Annotated in this window: 17 protein-coding genes; 12 read left to right on the top strand and 5 right to left on the bottom strand. The window is 61.4% G+C overall.

Annotated elements, in window-relative coordinates; all coding sequences use genetic code 11:
- Positions 1-158: 158 nt before the first annotated feature.
- Entirely contained in the window at positions 159-593 is a 435-nt protein-coding gene (locus PMI30_RS04415; RefSeq protein ID WP_008013780.1) for a rhodanese-like domain-containing protein, read from the bottom strand.
- Between the two features lie 101 nt (positions 594-694).
- On the opposite strand from PMI30_RS04415, the gene ftrA reads away from it, so the two are divergent.
- A complete protein-coding gene (gene ftrA / locus PMI30_RS04410) occupies positions 695-1,669 on the top strand; it encodes a transcriptional regulator FtrA (protein WP_008013781.1) in 975 nt (324 codons plus the stop codon).
- Between the two features lie 114 nt (positions 1,670-1,783).
- On the opposite strand, the gene cobF is transcribed toward ftrA, so the two are convergent.
- Positions 1,784-2,539, bottom strand: coding sequence for a precorrin-6A synthase (deacetylating) (gene cobF, locus PMI30_RS04405; RefSeq protein ID WP_008013783.1), 756 nt, complete (start codon positions 2,537-2,539; stop codon positions 1,784-1,786).
- On the bottom strand, positions 2,539-3,111 hold the full coding sequence (locus tag PMI30_RS04400; RefSeq protein WP_032836176.1) for a histidine phosphatase family protein: 573 nt from the start codon (positions 3,109-3,111) through the stop codon (positions 2,539-2,541). The genes cobF and PMI30_RS04400 overlap by 1 nt, the downstream gene beginning before the upstream one ends.
- A gap of 333 nt (positions 3,112-3,444) precedes the next feature.
- Between PMI30_RS04400 and PMI30_RS04395 the strand changes: the two genes are divergently transcribed.
- The 8 genes from PMI30_RS04395 to PMI30_RS04360 all read left to right on the top strand — a co-directional run bounded on the left by PMI30_RS04395 (position 3,445) and on the right by PMI30_RS04360 (position 11,746).
- Positions 3,445-4,299 carry a MurR/RpiR family transcriptional regulator gene (locus tag PMI30_RS04395; protein ID WP_008013786.1) on the top strand — a complete coding sequence of 285 codons (855 nt, stop codon included), beginning with the start codon at positions 3,445-3,447 and terminating at the stop codon, positions 4,297-4,299.
- Between the two features lie 2 nt (positions 4,300-4,301).
- On the top strand, positions 4,302-4,946 hold the full coding sequence (locus PMI30_RS04390) for an isochorismatase family cysteine hydrolase (RefSeq protein WP_007896044.1): 645 nt from the start codon (positions 4,302-4,304) through the stop codon (positions 4,944-4,946).
- Positions 4,943-6,274 carry a glutamine synthetase family protein gene (locus PMI30_RS04385; RefSeq protein ID WP_008013789.1) on the top strand — a complete coding sequence of 444 codons (1,332 nt, stop codon included), beginning with the start codon at positions 4,943-4,945 and terminating at the stop codon, positions 6,272-6,274. Before PMI30_RS04390 ends, PMI30_RS04385 begins: the two co-directional genes overlap by 4 nt.
- Positions 6,258-7,010 carry an N-formylglutamate amidohydrolase gene (locus PMI30_RS04380; protein ID WP_008013792.1) on the top strand — a complete coding sequence of 251 codons (753 nt, stop codon included), beginning with the start codon at positions 6,258-6,260 and terminating at the stop codon, positions 7,008-7,010. The genes PMI30_RS04385 and PMI30_RS04380 overlap by 17 nt, the downstream gene beginning before the upstream one ends.
- Positions 7,011-7,067: 57 nt before the next feature.
- A complete protein-coding gene (locus PMI30_RS04375) occupies positions 7,068-8,417 on the top strand; it encodes an APC family permease (protein WP_008013795.1) in 1,350 nt (449 codons plus the stop codon).
- Positions 8,418-8,536: 119 nt separating this feature from the next.
- Positions 8,537-9,553: an arginine N-succinyltransferase gene (locus PMI30_RS04370; protein ID WP_008013796.1), complete on the top strand. Its 1,017-nt coding sequence runs from the start codon at positions 8,537-8,539 to the stop codon at positions 9,551-9,553.
- Between the two features lie 61 nt (positions 9,554-9,614).
- The gene (gene astA, locus PMI30_RS04365; RefSeq protein ID WP_007896054.1) at positions 9,615-10,649 is read left to right on the top strand and encodes an arginine N-succinyltransferase; all 1,035 of its coding nucleotides are present in this window, start codon (positions 9,615-9,617) and stop codon (positions 10,647-10,649) included.
- A gap of 227 nt (positions 10,650-10,876) precedes the next feature.
- Entirely contained in the window at positions 10,877-11,746 is an 870-nt protein-coding gene (locus tag PMI30_RS04360; protein ID WP_008013798.1) for an isocitrate lyase/PEP mutase family protein, read from the top strand.
- A gap of 339 nt (positions 11,747-12,085) precedes the next feature.
- Here PMI30_RS04360 and PMI30_RS04355 read toward each other — a convergent pair whose 3' ends face one another.
- Complete coding sequence (locus PMI30_RS04355; RefSeq protein WP_008013801.1) at positions 12,086-13,327, bottom strand: M20/M25/M40 family metallo-hydrolase; 1,242 nt, start codon at positions 13,325-13,327, stop codon at positions 12,086-12,088.
- A gap of 287 nt (positions 13,328-13,614) precedes the next feature.
- Complete coding sequence (locus tag PMI30_RS04350; RefSeq protein ID WP_008013803.1) at positions 13,615-14,688, bottom strand: diguanylate cyclase; 1,074 nt, start codon at positions 14,686-14,688, stop codon at positions 13,615-13,617.
- Between the two features lie 208 nt (positions 14,689-14,896).
- Between PMI30_RS04350 and PMI30_RS04345 the strand changes: the two genes are divergently transcribed.
- The 3 genes from PMI30_RS04345 (at position 14,897) to glcE (ending at position 18,613) form a co-directional block, all read left to right on the top strand.
- Positions 14,897-15,823, top strand: coding sequence for an alpha/beta fold hydrolase (locus tag PMI30_RS04345; RefSeq protein WP_008013804.1), 927 nt, complete (start codon positions 14,897-14,899; stop codon positions 15,821-15,823).
- Positions 15,824-16,064: 241 nt separating this feature from the next.
- Positions 16,065-17,564 (top strand): glycolate oxidase subunit GlcD, encoded by a 1,500-nt coding sequence (gene glcD, locus PMI30_RS04340; RefSeq protein WP_008013805.1) that lies wholly within the window; start codon positions 16,065-16,067, stop codon positions 17,562-17,564.
- Complete coding sequence (gene glcE, locus PMI30_RS04335) at positions 17,564-18,613, top strand: glycolate oxidase subunit GlcE (protein WP_008013806.1); 1,050 nt, start codon at positions 17,564-17,566, stop codon at positions 18,611-18,613. Before glcD ends, glcE begins: the two co-directional genes overlap by 1 nt.
- Positions 18,614-18,715: the final 102 nt, after the last annotated feature.

The raw sequence follows: 18,715 nt of genomic DNA on the forward strand, positions 1-18,715 counted from the left end.
ATCTGAGATTGATGGGCTTTTGTGGCGAGGGGGCTTGCCCCCGTTGGGTCGCGAAGCGGCCCCCAAACCAGTCACCGCGATCCCCAAGGATTTACGACTGCTTCGCAGCCGAACGGGGGTAAACCCCCTCGCCACAGTTGATCACCTGTGCCTGAATGTCAGCATTCGCAACCAATGACCGTCGTTGTGGTGCGTGCAACCACGACACTCAATTCAAACCCTTCATCCAGCCACCCGGTCACCCCACCGATCATCTCCTTGACCGGGTAACCCAGCGCCGCCAGTTTCACCGCGGCCTTGTTGGCGCCATTGCAGTGGGGCCCTGCGCAATAAACCACAAACAGCGTGGACTTCGAATAAGCCGCCAGGCCGTCAGCCGTGATCAGTCGCCCCGGAAGGTTGATCGCGCCCGGCACATGTCCGCGTTCGAACGCCAACGGTCCGCGCACGTCGACCAGGACAAAATCCACCTCGCCGGCCTGTTGGCTACCATAGACGTCGGAACAATCGGTCTCGAAGGTCAGACGGTTGCTGAAATGCATCAGGGCAATGGCTGATGGGGCGGCGGGAATTTCGCGAACCAGGCTGGGCATGGGTTGTACTCCAAAGTCTCGGTGGGTGTGGGAAGACTTTATCTGCCCTGCGCTTGTCGCTACAGTGGCGCACAAGACACTCACCGGGAATTTTCCGCCAAATGCAGCCCACCCCTGGATTGGTCGCGATTCTGGCCTACGACGGCCTCTGCACTTTCGAATTCGGCATTGCCGTGGAGATCTTCGGCCTGGCGCGGCCGGAGTTCGATTTCCCTTGGTATGAGCATCGTATCGTCGCCGTCGACCAAGGGCCGATGCGCGCCATGGGCGGCATTCAGGTACTGGCCGACGGCGGGATGGAACTGCTTGAAGAGGCCCGGACCATCATCATCCCCGGCTGGCGCGACCGCAGCGCGGCGGTGCCTGAACCTTTGCTCGCCGCCCTGCGCCAGGCCCATGCCCGGGGGGCGCGATTGCTGTCGATCTGTTCCGGGGTATTCGTGTTGGCGGCCACCGGCTTGCTGGACGGTCACGGCGCCACGACGCATTGGCGCTACACCGCGGAACTGGCCGAACGTTTTCCGAACATTCAGGTGGACCCGGACGTGCTCTACGTCGATTCGGGCCAGTTGATCACCTCGGCCGGCAGTGCCGCGGGCATTGATGCCTGCCTGCACCTGGTCGCGCGGGATTTCGGCACTCAGGTGGCCAACTCGGTGGCGCGGCGGTTGGTGATGTCGCCACAACGCACCGGCGGCCAGGCGCAGTTCATTCCGTCACCGGTCAGCCCTACGCCGCGCAGCGATCTGTCGCGGGTCATGCAATGGGCACGGGAACGTCTGCACCAACCGCTGGAGGTTCGCGACCTTGCCAGCGAGGCGGCCATGAGTGAGCGCACGTTCCTGCGGCGATTCACCGAAGCCAGCGGCCTGCCGCCCAAGGCATGGCTGCAGCATGAACGCCTGGCCCGTGCTCGCGAATTGTTGGAGAGCACCCGCCAGAGCACTGAGCAGATTGCTCAGCACTGTGGTTATCGTTCGGTGGAGAGTTTCCGGGTGGCGTTTCGCAGCGTGGTCGGCGTGCCGCCGTCGGTGTATCGGGAGCGGTTTGGGCGTGAGGTAAAGGCGATTTTTTGAGGTGTTTTTGAGGGCCTCTTCGCGGGCAAGCCTCGCTCCTACAGTAGTCTTGCCGCAGATCCAATGTAGGAGCGAGGCTTGCCCGCGAAGGCGTCACCCCAGACACCCATTATTTCAAGGCTTGCGCAACAGATAGGTATCCATGATCCACCCATGCGCCAGCCGCGCCGCCTTGCGCACTCGCTCAATCTCATCGGCGACATCCTTGAGCTTGCCGCTGATCAAAATTTCATCCGGCGTCCCCAGGTAAGCCCCCCAGTAAATCTCCGTCTCCTGATCGGCCACCTGATGGTAGGCATCTTGCGCATCCAGCATGACCACCAGGCTGTCGGCGTCACTCACCTGCCCCGCCGCCAACCGCCGGCCGGTGGTGATTTCAATCGAGCGACCGATGCGATTCAGCGGCACCTTATGTTGCGCCGCCAACGCCTGCACGCTGGTGATTCCGGGGATCACCTCGAACTCGAACACACACCGGCCTGACGCCAGAATCGCCTGCAGAATCCGAATGGTGCTGTCGTACAACGCAGGATCGCCCCACACCAGAAAACCGCCGCACTGGTCGTCAGTCATTTCCTCGTTGATCAACCGTTCGAAGGTCTGCTGCTTGGCGCGGTTCAGATCTTCGACGCTGGCCTTGTAGTCCACATCCCCGCGCTCCCGCTCCGGGCTGTGGGCTTCAACGAAGCGGTAGTCGTGATCGGTGATGTAGCGCTCACAGATCTCGCGGCGCAGGTCGATCAGTTTGTCTTTGCTCTGCCCCTTGTCCATGAGGAAAAACACATCGACGCGGTTCAGTGCCTTCACCGCCTGCATCGTGATGTAGTCGGGGTTGCCGGCGCCGACACCGATGACCAGAAGTTTTTTCATCAATGTGTTCCCTCAGGGTCCGTGCCCATCAAGCGTAGTCGCCAGCGACCGTTGAACCGCAATTCGATGGCCGACAACGGTTCGACGTCGATCTGGTTGAACGCCGCGCCCTGCAGCACCTGCATCAGTGCGGCGCGGATGACAAAAGGATGGGTGATGGCAACGACATGACCCGGCGTCGCCTCAAGGGTATTCAACCACGCAGCCACCCGTTCACCGAGTTGTGCCACCGATTCTCCACCGTGGGGTGCCGACGTCGGGTCATTGAGCCAGGCCTGGAGCGTCTCGGGTTCGGATGTTTGCAGGTCGTCGATCGATGTGCCTTTCCAGCGTCCGAAATCGCAATCTGCCAGTGCCGCGACAATCTCCACATCGTCGCCAAACAGCTCAGCGGTTTGGCGGGTCCGCAGTTCCGGGCCACAGAGCAAACGGGGGGTGCCCTTGAACTGGCGGCAACGCGAACCCTTCGCCGATTGCCAATCCATTTCCAATGGCTCATTCGTAGGAAAACGCGCCAATTTTTGTGCGACGGTTCGAGCGTGGCACATCAGGGTCAAGCGGGTCGCCTGCACGGAAGATCACTCTGTCGATAGGATGGAAAACGGCACGACGCCGCGAACAACCGGGTCATTGTGCCGCAAGAAGCGCGCACTCTGAACGCATTCCTCGACAGCTCCTACAGTCTCCAATTCCCCCAAGAAAATGGCGATGTCTCACACAACCATGGGCGATGTCCTACAACGTCAGTCGACATCCGCGTAGCCCCCGGCGCACGGGGTTTTCGCCCCATTTTGGGGCCTGGAAAATCCGTGGAAAAATTCGCTAGACATGTAGCACCCGTTACATAAATACTGTTTTAGCGAATTATGAAATGAAACCGACACATTCATCCAGCAGGAGCCCGGATGCCCTCTCTCAGAGACCTGATCACCGATCCCGGCCTGGAACTTACGCCGTCGGAACGCAAAGTCATACGTGCGTTGCTGGATCAGTACCCGCGTAACGGACTGGGCCCGATGTCACGTCTGGCCGAACACGCCGGTGTCAGCGATCCGACCATCGTGCGGCTGGTAAAAAAGCTTGGTTTCGGCGGTTATGCCGATTTTCAGGAAGCGTTGCTCAGCGACATGGATGACCGCCTGCGCTCTCCCAGTACCCTGTTGCAACCCCGCGCCCATCTCAAAAAAGATGATCCCTGGAGCCACTATCTGGCGAGCAGCCATCGGGCATTGGTCGACACCCAGGCGCTGACCCAACCCGAAGATGTACGAATTCTGGTGGAATGGCTGCTCGACACCCGCCATCAAGTCCATTGCTTTGGCGGGCGCTTCAGCAGTTTCCTCGCCAACTATTTACTCAACCATCTGCGCCTGTTGCGACCCGGCTGTTTTGCCCTGGAAGACAACGCGCAATTACCGGACCGGCTGTTCGACGTGCAGCGTCAGGACGTGGTGCTGGTGTTCGATTATCGCCGCTACCAGTCCCAGGCTCTGCGGGTCGCCAATGCCGCGAAGAGTCGACATGCGCGGGTCGTGCTGTTCACCGATATCTACGCGTCACCGCTGCGAGAAATGGCCGACCTGATCATCAGTGCACCGGTGGAATCGGCGTCGGCCTTCGACTCGATGGTTCCGGCGCTGGCCCAGGTTGAAGCACTGGTAGCCTGCCTGTCCTTGCGCAGCCCCGATCTGGCCGATCGCCTGGAAGGCATCGACGCCCTGCGGACCGACTTCGACACCCACCTGCTGGAGGATAAATAAGGATGTTCACGCTCCCCCACCACTCGCCCCGGGATTTGCCGTTTGCCGCCGACCACACCGCGCTGTTGCTGGTGGACATGCAGCGTGCCTGGCTCGAGCCGCAGTTCGACGCGCACCTCAACGGGCCGGATGCCGAATACTTTCTGACCCGCGCCCACATGCAAGTGGTGCCCAATCAACGCCGGTTGCTCAGTGCCTTTCGTAATGCACGACAAAACGTGCTGCACACGCTCATCGAAAGTCTCACCGCCGATGGTCGCGATCGCTCGCTGGACCACAAACTCTCGGACATGCACCTGCCCAAGGGCAGCCCGCAAGCGCGAATCATCGATGACCTGACGCCAATCGAAAACGAAATCGTGCTGCCCAAGACCTCTTCCGGGGTCTTCAACTCCACCAACATCGATTACGTGCTGCGCAACCTTGAAACCCGACACCTGATCATCGCCGGCATCGTCACCGACCAGTGCGTCGACATGGCCGTGCGGGACGCCGCCGACCGCGGTTACCTGGTGACGCTGGTCGAAGATGCCTGCGCCACTTACACCGAACAACGGCATTACGCCTGCCTGAACGCCATCAAGGGCTACTGCTGGATCACCGACACCCAGACCGTGCTCGGACGGTTACAGGAGATGCAGCCATGAGCGCTCGCCTGTCGCCACTGCCGATGACCACGATTGTCACCACCGACCTGATCGGCGTGACACGCGGCCGTTCCTTTCCTACCGACGAACTCGATGCCTATCAGGTGGCGGGCTGCGGCTGGGTGCCGGCCAACAGCGCCCTGACCCCGCAAGACATCATCGCCGCCAGCAATCCATGGGGGGCTTATGGAGACTTGCGGCTGATCCCCGACTTGAGCAGCCGTGTGACCGTCAACAACGGCCCGGACGCCAATGCCCCGGCGCTGGACTTCATTCACGGCGATATTCGCGAAACCGATGGCCGCCCGTGGGGCGCCTGCCCGCGCACGTTGTTGCGCAACGAAGTGGAGCGTTATCGCAGCGAATTGGGACTGCAGATCAACGCCGCGTTCGAACATGAATTCAACCTCGGCAGTGGCGCGGCAGAGCATCTGGCGTTCTCCCTCGAAGCCCAGCGCCAGGGCGCCGAGTTCGGCGGCTGGCTGCTCAGCGCACTGCGTGCCGGCGGTGTGGAGCCAGAGATGTTCCTGCCGGAATACGGCAAGCACCAATACGAAATCACCTGCCGCCCGGCCCTCGGCGTCGCCGCCGCCGACCGCGCGGTGAACGTGCGCGAGATCACCCGTGAAATCGCCCGGCAAATGGGCCTGGAGCTGAGTTTCGCGCCCAAGACCTCCGAGCAGGCGGTGTGCAATGGCGTGCATCTGCACGTGAGCCTGCAGGACCTGGCCGGCCACCCGGTAATGTACGACGCCGGCACTGTCAATGGCCTGTCGACCCTCGGCCAGCATTGGGCCGCCGGCGTTCTGCACTATTTGCCGGCGCTCTGCGCCTTTACCGCGCCGACACCGGTTTCCTACGAGCGCTTGCAGCCCCATCACTGGAGCGCTTCCTACGCCTGCCTCGGCCAACGCAACCGCGAAGCGGCGCTGCGGATTTGCCCGACCGTGAGCCTGGGCAGCAAAGCCGTGGCAGCGCAGTACAACCTGGAATTTCGCGCCATGGACGCCACCGCCTCACCGCATCTGGCCATGGCCGTGTTGCTGATCGCCGGACGCCTGGGCATCGAGCAGCGCCTGGCCCTGAACGCGATCACCGATGAAGTCCCCGATTCGCTGAACGAAGAGCAGCGCCAGGCACGCGGCATCGTCGCCCTGCCCGCGTCCCTGTCCCAGGCCCTGGAATGCCTGCGCAACAGCGAGGCGCTGATCGAAGCCCTGCCGAGCGCGTTGCTGGACACCTACTTCGCCCTTAAAACCGAGGAACTGACGCTGACGGAACAGCTCTCGCCCGCCGATCTTTGTGAGCACTATGCGCGCCTGTACTGAGTCCGCCGAACTGGGGTTCTACACCCAGCCTGCGTACACCCTGAGCCGGGAAGCCTCCGGGCACCCGCTGATTCTGGTGTGTGAACACGCCAGTCGTTTTATCCCGGCCGGGTTGAATGACCTGGGCTTGAGCCATGAAGCCGCCCGTGAACACATCGCCTGGGACATTGGCGCCCTGGCGCTGGCCGAGGGCTTGTCCCAAGCACTGGGCGCCACCCTGTTGGCGGCCAACTATTCACGGCTGTTGATCGACCTCAACCGCCCGCGCCATGCGCCGGACAGCATTGCGTTGCAGAGCGAGATTTATCAGGTGCCGGGCAATCGGGACCTGGACGAGGCCACTCGGGAATACCGTCGACACTGCCTGTTCAAACCGTTTCATACACGCCTGCAAACCTTGATCGACGCCCGTGTGGCGCAAGGTCGACCGGTTCGCGTGGTGGGGATTCACAGTTTCACGCCGATATATTACGGCCAGCCACGAGCACTGGAAGTCGGCGTGTTGTACGGACAGGCCGGGGAGTACGCCCAGCGAGTGATTGACGGGTTGAGTCGGCACCCCTTGAAAGTCGCGGGTAATCAGCCGTACAAAGTCGATCCGCTGGGTGACATGACCGTGCCGGTTCACGGCGATGCACGAGGGCTGGACTCGGTACTGATCGAGGTACGCAACGATCTGCTGCGCACGCCCGTAGACATCGGTCGCTGGACCGATTATCTGGCGCCACTGCTGTAGAGCAATAGCTTCAAACTCGCAGCGTGCAGCTGCTTTCAAATCAAGGAGAAGGGCTTCATGGAAATAGAAGAATTCGGCTACAAGCAAGAGTTGAAACGTAGCCTGTCACTGACGGACCTGGTGGTGTACGGAATGATCTTCATGATCCCCATCGCCCCGTTCGGCGTTTATGGTTACGTCAACGCCGAAGCGCCGGGGATGGTGCCACTGGCCTACATCATCGGCATGGTGGCGATGCTGTTCACCGCCCTCAGTTACGGCAGCATGGCCCGGGCCTTTCCGATTGCGGGCTCCGTGTATTCCTACGCACAACGCGGCCTCAACCCGCATGTCGGGTTTATCGCCGGTTGGCTGATGCTGCTCGATTATTTGCTGATTCCGCCGCTGCTCTACGTCTACGCGGCGATGGCGCTGAATCATTTGTACCCGGACATCCCGAAAGTCGGCTTCATCCTGGCCTTTCTGGTCAGCGCCACCTTCGTCAACCTGCGGGGTATCACCTTCACCGCACGGATGAACATCGTTTTTCTACTGGCGCAACTGGTGGTGCTGGGGATCTTCCTGTTCTATGCCTGGAATGCCCTGCACGGCGGCGGCGGTAACGGTCAACTCACCCTGGCGCCGCTGTACAACGCCGAAACGTTCAACTTCGCCCTGCTGATGCAAGCGGTGTCGATTGCGGTGTTGTCGTTCCTCGGCTTCGATGCCATTTCCACCCTCGCCGAAGAAATCAAGGGCGACCCCGGCCGCAGCGTCGGCAAAGCTGCGCTGATCACATTGCTGGTGATGGGCGTGATCTTCGTCGTACAGACCTGGATTGCCACGGATCTGGCCGCCGGCCTGGGCTTCAAGTCCGCCGACACTGCGTTCTATGAAATCGCCGAAATCGCCGCCGGCAGCTGGCTGGCAACCCTGACCGCCGTCGCCACCGCACTGGCCTGGGGCGTCGCCGTCGCGATCACCTCGCAAGCGGCGGTTTCGCGCCTGCTGTTCGGTATGGCCCGGGACGGCAAACTGCCGAAAGTGCTGGCCAAGGTGCACCCGAAACACAACACGCCGTACTTGAGCATCTATCTGGTGGCGGTGCTGTCGCTGGTGATTTGCTACCTGTTCATCAACTCGGTGGACACCCTCACCTCCCTGGTGAACTTCGGCGCCCTGAGCGGCTTCATATTGCTGCACCTGACCGTCATCAACTATTACTGGCGTCGGCAGAAGTCCGGCCAGGTGATCCGTCACCTGATCTGCCCGGTGATCGGCTTCATCATCGTCGCGGCCATCATGTACAACATGGGCGTCGATGCACAGAAACTCGGCCTGATCTGGATTGCCCTGGGGCTGGTCTATCTATTCTTCCTCAACAAACTGGGTGCCAGCACAGCACTGCCCGACCCAAGCAATGGCTGACAAGAAAAAGGGCAGCGTCTGACATGAATTCAGGCGACTGCCGATTTCAAGCGTGGAAACCGACAGTGATAGTCAGGTTCGGTGCAAATCGCCGAACCCTTTGATACAGGAGTACATCCATGCTGGTCTTACGCCCGGTGGAGTTAACCGACCTGCCCCAGTTGCAGCAACTGGCGCGCGACAGTCTGGTGGGGGTCACGTCCTTGCCGGACGACACCGAACGCCTGCGCGAGAAGATTCTCGATTCCTGCGCTTCGTTCGAAAAAGCCGTACAGGGTCCTGGTCCGGAGAATTATTTCTTCGTGCTGGAAAATCTCACGACCCGTCGTCTGGCGGGCTGCTCGGAAATCCTCGCCACCGCAGGGTTCAACGAGCCGTTCTACAGTTTGCGCAACCGCCATTTCACCAGCGCCTCACGGGAGCTGAACATCGAGCACGGGGTGCCGGCGCTGTCGTTGTGCCACGACCTCAGTGGTCATACGTTGCTGCGCGGTTTCCATATCGACGCGGCACTGGAACGCACGCGGTTTTCCGAATTGCTGTCCCGGGCGCGGCTGCTGTTCATCGCCGCCCACACGGCGCGCTTTGCCGAAGCGGTGATCACCGAAATCGTTGGCTACAGCGACGAACAGGGCCAGTCACCGTTCTGGGATGCGCTGGGCAAGCATTTCTTCGACCTGCCGTACGTCGAGGCCGAGCGGCTTTGCGGTCTGCAGAGCCGGACATTTCTCGCCGAATTGATGCCGCATTACCCGATCTACGTGCCGATGCTGCCGAAGGAGGCACAGGCCTGTATCGGCCGGATTCATCCCGACGGTCAGGAGGCCTTCGACATTCTTGAACGCGAAGGCTTCGAGACCAACAGCTACATCGACCTGTTCGACGGTGGCCCGACGTTGTACGCACGCACCTCGAACATTCGCTCTATCGCCCAAAGCCAGACCGGCACGGTACACCCTGGCTCAGCCATCGATGCGCGCGGCCGTTACCTGGTGAGCAACGATTCGTTGAAGGACTACCGCGCAATTGTTGCCGAGCTGGACTACCACGCCGGGCAACCCGTGGCCTTGAGCGCCGAGATGTGTGCGGCCCTGAATGTGACCGACGCCAGCACGATCCGGTTGATCGCCCTGTGAGCCGCCACCGGCCCCGTGCCCAACGACAGCGCCCGAACAAGCGCGAAGAAGGAGCTGCATCATGATTGTCCGCCCGGTTCAAGTCACCGACCTGCCCGCCCTGCTGGATTTGGTGCAACGGGCCGCCCCCGGGGTCACCACCCTGCCGGCCAGTGAGGAACGCCTGACCCACCGAGTGCGCTGGTCTCAGCGCACCTTTGCCGAACAAGTCGAGCGTGCGGATGCCGATTACCTGTTCGTGCTCGAGGACGACGATCAACAAGTGGTCGGCGTCAGTGCCCTGGTGGGGGCTGTCGGCCTGCGGGAGCCCTGGTACAACTACCGGGTCGGACTGACGGTCAGCTCGTCGCCGGACCTGGGTATTGCGCGCCAGATCCCTACGTTGTTCCTGAACAACGAAATGACCGGCCAATCGGAAATCTGTTCACTGTTTCTGCGACACGATCAACGTCATGGCAATAATGGCCGACTGCTGTCGCTGGGGCGCCTGCTGTTCGTTGCCGAATTCCCTCACCTGTTCGGCGACAAGCTCATCGCCGAACTGCGCGGCAGTGCCGACGAACAAGGCTGCTCACCGTTCTGGGACAGCCTGGGCCGGCACTTCTTCAAGATGGATTTCAGCCATGCCGATCACTTGTCGGGGCTGGGCAGCAAAGCGTTCATCGCCGAACTGATGCCGCGCCAACCGCTCTACACCTGCCTGCTCACCGAACAGGCCCAAGCGGTGATCGGCAAGCCGCACCCGAACAGCGAACCTGCGCTGAAGATCCTCACCGCAGAGGGGTTTGCCCATAAGGGTTACATCGACATCTTCGACGCCGGCCCGGTGATCGAAGCCCCGGTGTCGAGAATCCGCACGGTGCGTGACAGCCAACGATTGGAGCTGGCCATCGGCACGCCCGACGACCAGGCGCCAGTGTGGCTGATCCACAATCGACGCCTGGAAAACTGCCGCATCACCACCGCCCAGGCGCGCCTGGTCGGCAACAGCCTGATCGTCGACCGGCTCACCGCCAAACGCCTGCAACTGCAACCCGGTAACTCGGTCCGCGCCGTGCCGCTGCGCAATCAACAGCAGCAGGCGGTGGCGGCGTGATCGGAAAAAATCGCAGCCTTCGGCAGCGCCTACATCATTCCTTACCCGTCCACATCGATCGTTGAACATCCTGCAGGTGCTGCCGCAGGCTGCGATCTTTTGATCTTGCATCCCAAGGCCAGCAAATTCGTCATCATTCTTTACCCTTCCCCGTGATAGCCTTTTGTTCCTTCGGCGTTGACACTTTTGCTCAAGCCCTTCCATTCCTTTGTATTGGTGGAACTCATATGTCCAGGCTGTCTCATCAAGATTTGCGCCGTAATTTCCGCCAACTGTTCGCCTCCAACGCCTGCTACCACACGGCGTCGGTCTTCGACCCCATGTCGGCGCGCATCGCCGCCGATCTGGGTTTCGAGGTGGGGATCCTGGGTGGTTCGGTCGCGTCGTTGCAGGTGCTGGGCGCCCCGGACTTTGCGTTGATCACCCTGAGCGAGTTCGCCGAGCAGGCTACCCGCATCGGCCGCGTGGCCCAATTGCCGGTCATCGCCGACGCCGACCACGGCTATGGCAACGCGCTTAACGTCATGCGCACCATCGTCGAACTCGAACGCGCCGGCGTGGCCGCGCTGACCATTGAAGACACCCTGTTGCCGGCGCAATTCGGCCGCAAGTCCACCGACCTGATCACGGTTGCCGAAGGTGTCGGCAAGATTCGCGCGGCGCTCGAAGCCCGGGTCGACTCGGAAATGGCGATCATCGCCCGCACCAATGCGGGGATCCTGCCGATCCAGGAAATCATCAGCCGCACCCGGCATTACCAGCAGGCCGGCGCCGACGGGATTTGCATGGTGGGCGTGCAGGATTTCGACCAACTGGAGCAAATCGCCGAGCACCTGAGTGTGCCGCTGATGCTGGTCACCTACGGCAACCCACTGCTGCGCGACGACAAACGCCTCGCCGAACTGGGCGTGCGCGTCACCATCGACGGCCATGGCGCCTACTTCGCGGCGATCAAGGCCACTTACGACAGCCTGCGCGAACAGCGGCAGATATTCACCCAGGCGTCGGATCTGAGCGCGACTGAACTGACGCACACGTACACGCAGCCTGAGGAATACATCGTCTGGGCGAAGGAGTATATGAGCGTCAAGGAGTGAGGGTTCAGCGGGTATGACGGTGTGAACCTACATGACGCCATCGCGAGCAGGCTCGCTCCCACACTGGATTTTCTGTGAACACATTATTTGTGCACGCCAGCAATCAAATGTGGGAGCGAGCCTGCTCGCGATAGCTTCTGCTGCAACACCGCTAAATCACGACCTGGAACCTTCCTACTCCCCTGTGGCGAGGGGGCTCGCCCCCGTTCGGCTGCGCAGCAGTCGTAATCCAGGCGACTCGGTGGGGCTGAAAGAATGCAGGGGCCGCTTCGCGCCCCAACGGGGGCAAGCCCCCTCGCCACAGGGAACTGCCCCCACACCAAGGAATGATCTGGCCGATTACTGCTTGGTCAATTCCATAATCATCCGCGACAGCAGATAAATCCGTGGCGCCACGCTTTCGACCTCGGCGTATTCCTCGGGCGTATGGATATTCCCGCCGACAATCCCGAACCCGTCCAGCGTCGGCGTACCCACCCCGGCCGAGAGGCTGGCATCCGCCGCCCCGCCGCTGCCTTCTTCCGTCAGCTTGCGACCGATTTCGCCGTAAATCCCCTGAGCCATGGCCATCAAGCGATCCGACTCCGCCGTTTGCGGCATCGGCGGCAAGCCGCGTTTCAGGGTGGTGGTGACTTCAGTCTCGGGAATCAGTTTGTCCTTGGAAACCCGCGCCAGGTCCTTTTCGATCCGGTCGAACTCTTCCGGCACCGCTGCCCGCACGTCAGCCTTGGCGGTGGCCTGATCCGGAATCACGTTGGTGCGGTCGCCAGCGTTAAGCACGGTGAAGTTGATAGTGGTTTTCTTCTCTGCATCCCCCAGTTTGCCGAGTTGCAGAATCTGGTGTGCGGCTTCCATGGCCGCATTACGCCCCAGCTCCGGCGCGACGCCAGCGTGAGATGCCTTGCCTTTGACCTCGACCACGGCGGTGGCGCTGCCTTTACGCCATACAACCAAACCATCCGCCGGGCGACCCGGTTCGAGGTTGAGGGTCACGTCGTGGGCCTTGGCGGTTTTCTTGATCAGGTCGGTGGCGACGTTCGAGCCGGTTTCTTCACTGGCGTCGAGCAAGAAAGTGATCTGCGCATAGTCCTTGAAATCGAGGTTTTTCAGGACTTTCAGCGCGTAGATCCCGGCGACGATGCCGCCCTTGTCGTCCATTACACCCGGCCCGTAAGCGCGGCCGTCCTTGATCTGGAACGGGCGCGCAGCAGCGGAGCCTTCCTTGAACACGGTGTCCATGTGCGCCATCAGCAGGATTTTCGCCTTGCCGGTGCCTTTGAGCGTGGCCAGCACATGGTTGCTCTTGTCCGGGGTGTTGGGCACGAGTTCGATGGTGGCACCGAGTTTCTTCAACTCCTCAATGGCGATGTCACTCACCTGGGTCAGGCCCGGCTCATAACCGGAGCCGGAGTCGATGTTTACCAACCGTTCCAGCAGTTTCAGGGCTTCACCCTTGTACTGTTCGGCATCGGCGAGGACTTGTTTATGGGGTTCGGCGAAGGCTGCGGGGGTGAAGGCGCCGAGGGCCAGGGTCAGGCCGAGGCTGGTGGCCAGGAGGGAGCGAGAGAGATTGAACGTCATGAATCGATCCTTGTTTCGTGTCGGAGTGTTGAAACACTACCTGACTGAGCCACAACGCTCTACACCGGATGCGACACATACAAACCTGAGTGACCACACATCCCCTGTGGGAGCCGGCTTATGTGGCGAGGGGGCTTGCCCCCGTTCGACTGCGAAGCAGTCGTAAAACCAGTCACCGCGGTCTAATTCAAGATCGCGGTGACTGGTTTTAGGGGTGCTTCGCTCCCCAACGGGGGCAAGCCCCCTCGCCACATAAGCCCGCTCCCACAGGGGATTTGGGTGATCGGTCAGACCGAATCGAGCATCGCCTTATGCGGCTTGCCATCACTGTGGCAGATGACGCGGTTGCGGCCGGTGGTCTTGGCTTCGTAGAGCGCTTGGTCGGCGTCGTTGAGCCACAGGGTCGCGTCGTCGTGGGCCGGGTTGAAGGCCGCCAGGCCGATGCTCAAACTGACTTTCAGCGCCGGGTTCTGCTCGTACCCCAACGTGGCGAAACGATCACGCAGCGCATCCATCGCCACGGCCGCGCGGTCCAGCGGCAGGTCCGGCAGCAGCACGCAGAATTCGTCGCCGCCATAGCGCCCGGCGACATCCGCTGCGCGCAGGTTCTGCTTGAGCATTTTGCTCAGCTGACGCAGGACGATGTCCCCGGCGACATGGCCGTAGGTGTCGTTGATGATTTTGAAATGGTCGATGTCGATCAGCGCAATAGCCCCGCCCTGCTGCTGGCGTTGGCAGCGCTGAAATTCGACTTCCAGCTGATCTTTCCAGGCACCGTGATTCAGCAGGCCAGTCAGGCTGTCGGTGCGGCTCAGGGCCAGCAGTTCACGCTTGTGCCGGCCGAGGGTGTCGGCCTGACGGAAGCAAATCCAGCCAAAGGACAGCGGATAAATCGACAGCAAAGGCAAGCAGGCGTACAGCTGAAACGGACTGGTTTGCGGGACAAAAGCCGGCATGAACACCAGCAGCCCGAGGCCTATCCCAAGCACCTGCGCGACGGCGCCCATCAACAGAAAACGCAAACCGCCGATGGCCACGTTGTGCATCGCCATCATGGACAGTGTGGCCGCGCTGGGCAGCGGATTGAACTGCATGGCGGCGACCCAGAAACCGCCGAGAAACGCGTCTATCAGGATATTGCGGTGTTCGGCGTGAAAAGGAATTTTCGACCGGCGTGCCCATTGATAAGCCACATGGGGCCAGAGCAGCCCGTTGATCAGCATTACCCCCCAGACCCAGGGCGCCGGGTCGAGTGGATACATCCCTGCGCCGACGCACAATAACCCCAGGGCCAAACCCAGGATTCGCGACGCGTAAAGCCTCCTGGCCAGTGAAAGTCCCTTTCCTCCCTTTTTTTCCATATCGGCCTCTGTACCACTGAACGGAGCCTGACAACACACGGGATTGAAAGCGTGTTTGAAGTCTATCAGGGCAACGGCAAATAGCCATCAGCGGTTGGCGTTCTGAATAGCATGAGCTCGCCATGAGCTGAGTGCCCAATGTTTGGTCTATACATGAAGGGAAGGATCGATAAACAACCTGCCCTGATCACTGCAAAGGAATAGCCTGATGCTTTTGTTGGTTGTCACTATCGCCGTCTTCGTGGCCTGGAGCTGGTTGAGCTACCCGGCCATCGGTTACTGGCTCTATGACTTGAACATGGCGCTGGAGGCCCGGCTGTACCGGTTGCACAAGATCGTCGTGCCGATCACCGAAATGACCGTCTCGACCTGGCAAGGCGGGCCTTACGAAGCCTCCAGCAGTGTGCTGATGCTGCACGGCTACAGCGCCGACAAAAACATATGGCTGCGTTTCGCCCGGCATTTTGTCGATGACTACCGGGTGATTATTCCTGACCTCGCCGGTCATGGTGAAACCGGCTTCAAGGCCGGCGGTGGCTATGACATTCCGGTCCAGGCCAAACGGTTGATCCAGTTGCTCGATATCTGTGGGGTCGAAAAGGTGCACGTGATCGGCAACTCCATGGGCGGCTACATCGCGGCGTGGCTGGCGGCCAACTACCCGGAGCGCATTATCTCGCTGGCGCTGCTCGACCCGGCCGGCGTCACCGCCCCGGAGCCCAGTGACATGGAGCGACACCTGGCCCGCGGCCACAACCCGTTTTTGATTCATTCCCGGGAAGAATTCCAGTATTTCTACGCCATGACCATGGTCTCGCCGCCGTGGGTGCCGGGGATCGTGCTGGACGCCGTCGCCCAGCGCTATGAACAGCAGCGCGACGAGCTGGAAGAAATCTTCAGGGACTTTCACGCCAGCCCGCCGATGGAGCCGAAACTGCCCGACATCAAATGCCCGGCGCTGCTCCTGTGGGGGCGCAAGGACCGTTTGATCGATGTCAGCAGCGTACCGGTCTGGAGCAAGGGCATCGCCGATTTGCGGGTGGAAATCTGGGACGGTGTCGGTCATATGCCGATGGTTGAGCAACCGGCCAATACAGCGCGGTTGTACCGGGAGTTTTTGGGAAGGAAAAACTGATGAGATCCCCTGTGGTAAAGGGGCCTGTGGCAAGAGATCCTGTGGTTAGAGGTCCTGTGGCGAGGGGGCTTGCCCCCGTTGGGCAGCGTAGCTGCCCCAAAACCCGCAATCGCGATTCTTCAGGCGCACCGCATTCGACGGTTTACGACTGCTGCGCAGCCGAACGGGGCGATGCGGCGTTCCGACAAGCCCCCTCGCCACAGAACTCTTCATCACAGGGATCTGTGCTTGGTGGTGAACGATGAACATTCTTTACGACGAACGCATCGACGGTGTTCTGCCGAACGTGGACAAGGCCGTATTACTCAAGGCCTTGCAGCAGGAGGTGCCGGACCTGGACATTCTCTGGCGCGAAGAAGAACTCAAGCCCTACGAATGCGACGGTCTCTCGGCCTATCGCACCACGCCGATGCTGGTCGTCCTGCCTCGGCAGCTGGAACAGGTGCAGGCGCTGCTCAGGCTCTGCCATGCCCGCAACGTGCCGGTGGTGGCGCGTGGGGCCGGCACCGGGTTGTCCGGCGGAGCACTGCCGTTGGACAAAGGCGTGCTGCTGGTAATGGTGCGGTTCAACAACATCCTGCACATCGACCCCGCCGCCCGCACTGCACGGGTCCAGCCGGGGGTGCGTAACCTGGCGATTTCCCAGGCGGCGGCGCCCTTCGGCCTGTATTACGCGCCGGACCCGTCCTCGCAAATCGCCTGCTCCATCGGCGGCAATGTCGCGGAGAACGCCGGCGGCGTGCATTGCCTCAAATACGGCCTGACCGTGCACAATCTGCTGAAACTCGAAGTATTGACCCTTGAAGGCGAACACCTGACCCTCGGCGCCGATTCGCTGGACGCACCGGGCTTCGACTTGCTGGCACTGTTCACCGGCTCCGAAGGCTTGCTCGGGATCATCACCGAAGTCACGGTCAAGCTGCTGCCCAAACCCCAGGTCGCCAAAGTCCTGCTGGCGAGTTTCGATTCCGTGGAAAAGGCTGGTCGCGCAGTGGCCGAGATCATCGCCGCCGGGATCATCCCCGGTGGCCTGGAGATGATGGACAACCTGGCGATCCGCGCTGCCGAAGACTTCATTCACGCCGGTTACCCGGTGGACGCCGAGGCAATCCTGCTGTGCGAATTGGATGGCGTCGAAGCCGATGTCCACGACGATTGCGAGCGGGTTCGCGAGGTGCTGCAACAGGCCGGTGCCAGCGAGGTGCGCCAGGCTCGGGATGAAGCCGAACGCGTGCGGTTCTGGGCCGGGCGCAAGAACGCCTTCCCGGCAATTGGCCGCCTCTCGCCGGATTACTATTGCATGGACGGCACCATCCCCCGCCGCGAACTGCCCGGTGTGCTCAAGGGCATCGCCAGCCTGGCGCAAGAATATGGCTTGCGCGTGGCCAACGTTTTCCATGCCGGTGACGGCAACATGCACCCGTTGATCCTGTTCGATGCCAACCAGCCCGGCGAACTGGAACGGGCCGAAGCCCTCGGCGGCAAGATCCTTGAACTGTGCGTGAAAGTCGGCGGCAGCATCACCGGCGAACATGGCGTCGGCCGCGAGAAAATCAATCAGATGTGCGCGCAGTTCAACAGTGACGAGTTAACGCTGTTTCACGCCGTCAAAGCCGCGTTCGACCCAAAGGGCCTGCTCAACCCCGGCAAGAACATCCCGACCCTGCACCGCTGCGCGGAATTCGGCGCGATGCACATCCACGCCGGGCAACTGCCGTTTCCTGAGCTGGAGCGTTTCTGATGCCGGACTTCGATGCCAGTGAAACCCTGCTGGAGCAGGTCAAACAGGCGCGCGAGAACGCCACGCCGCTGCGCATTCAGGGGGGTAATACCAAGGCGTTTCTTGGCCGTGAAGTGGCCGGAGAAATACTCGATACCCGCGCCCATCGCGGCATCGTCAGCTACGACCCGACAGAACTGGTGATCAGCGTTCGCGCCGGCACGCCGCTCAGCGAACTGCTTGCCGCACTGGATGCAAAGGGGCAAATGCTGCCCTGCGAGCCGCCATCGTTCGGCGAAGGCGCCACTGTCGGCGGGATGATCGCCGCGGGTCTGTCCGGGCCGCGGCGGCCGTGGTCCGGTTCGGTACGGGACTTTGTCCTCGGTACCCGGGTGATCAGCGGCCTCGGCACCCACCTGCGCTTCGGCGGTGAAGTGATGAAAAACGTCGCCGGCTACGACCTCTCGCGCCTGATGGTGGGCAGTTATGGCTGCCTCGGCGTGCTGACCGAGGTCTCGCTCAAAGTGCTGCCCAAACCCCGGCAATGCTTGAGCATCAGCCTGGACATCGACTGCGCCCGTGCCTTGGCCAATCTGGCGCAATGGGGCCAGCAACCACTGCCCATCAGCGCTGCCAGCCACGATGGCCAACGTCTGTATCTGCGGCTGGAAGGCGGCGAAGGTTCGGTGACGGCCGCCCATCAACGACTCGGCGGCGAACGGCTGGATTCAGGTTATTGGTCCGACCTGAACGAACAACGGCTAGACTTTTTCAATGAGGGCTTGGCGCTGTGGCGCTTGTCATTGCCCAACAACCTCGGGCCTCTGGACTTGCCCGGTGAGCAACTGATCGACTGGGGCGGCGCGCAACGCTGGTTGAAGTCCGGCGCCGACAACATTCAGTCGCGAGCCCGTGAACTCGGCGGTCACGCCACCTGTTTCAGCCATGGCGTCACAGAAACGCCATTCCAGCCGCTGGCCCCGGCGCTGCTGCGCTATCACCGGCAACTCAAGGCGCAACTGGACCCGCAAGGGCTGTTCAACCCTGGGCGGATGTACGCGGAACTCTAGGGGGCGCTCTCCATTAGTTTCCCCACCGCGTTGTGCCTTAAAGCGGGCCAGGCAAGGCGGAGGCCGCTGGTAATGGTTGTTCCCTTTCCAAGGCCTGCAACG

The sequence above is a fragment of the Pseudomonas sp. GM50 genome (assembly GCF_000282375.1).
Taxonomy (GTDB): domain Bacteria; phylum Pseudomonadota; class Gammaproteobacteria; order Pseudomonadales; family Pseudomonadaceae; genus Aquipseudomonas.

Coding starts and splice junctions, on each gene's coding strand:
- PMI30_RS04415 (WP_008013780.1), bottom strand. CDS start 593: ATGCCCAGCCTGGTTCGCGAAATTCCCGCCGCCCCATCAGCCATTGCC.
- ftrA (WP_008013781.1), top strand. CDS start 695: ATGCAGCCCACCCCTGGATTGGTCGCGATTCTGGCCTACGACGGCCTC.
- cobF (WP_008013783.1), bottom strand. CDS start 2,539: ATGAAAAAACTTCTGGTCATCGGTGTCGGCGCCGGCAACCCCGACTAC.
- PMI30_RS04395 (WP_008013786.1), top strand. CDS start 3,445: ATGCCCTCTCTCAGAGACCTGATCACCGATCCCGGCCTGGAACTTACG.
- PMI30_RS04390 (WP_007896044.1), top strand. CDS start 4,302: ATGTTCACGCTCCCCCACCACTCGCCCCGGGATTTGCCGTTTGCCGCC.
- PMI30_RS04385 (WP_008013789.1), top strand. CDS start 4,943: ATGAGCGCTCGCCTGTCGCCACTGCCGATGACCACGATTGTCACCACC.
- PMI30_RS04380 (WP_008013792.1), top strand. CDS start 6,258: ATGCGCGCCTGTACTGAGTCCGCCGAACTGGGGTTCTACACCCAGCCT.
- PMI30_RS04375 (WP_008013795.1), top strand. CDS start 7,068: ATGGAAATAGAAGAATTCGGCTACAAGCAAGAGTTGAAACGTAGCCTG.
- PMI30_RS04370 (WP_008013796.1), top strand. CDS start 8,537: ATGCTGGTCTTACGCCCGGTGGAGTTAACCGACCTGCCCCAGTTGCAG.
- astA (WP_007896054.1), top strand. CDS start 9,615: ATGATTGTCCGCCCGGTTCAAGTCACCGACCTGCCCGCCCTGCTGGAT.
- PMI30_RS04360 (WP_008013798.1), top strand. CDS start 10,877: ATGTCCAGGCTGTCTCATCAAGATTTGCGCCGTAATTTCCGCCAACTG.
- PMI30_RS04355 (WP_008013801.1), bottom strand. CDS start 13,327: ATGACGTTCAATCTCTCTCGCTCCCTCCTGGCCACCAGCCTCGGCCTG.
- PMI30_RS04350 (WP_008013803.1), bottom strand. CDS start 14,688: ATGGAAAAAAAGGGAGGAAAGGGACTTTCACTGGCCAGGAGGCTTTAC.
- PMI30_RS04345 (WP_008013804.1), top strand. CDS start 14,897: ATGCTTTTGTTGGTTGTCACTATCGCCGTCTTCGTGGCCTGGAGCTGG.
- glcD (WP_008013805.1), top strand. CDS start 16,065: ATGAACATTCTTTACGACGAACGCATCGACGGTGTTCTGCCGAACGTG.
- glcE (WP_008013806.1), top strand. CDS start 17,564: ATGCCGGACTTCGATGCCAGTGAAACCCTGCTGGAGCAGGTCAAACAG.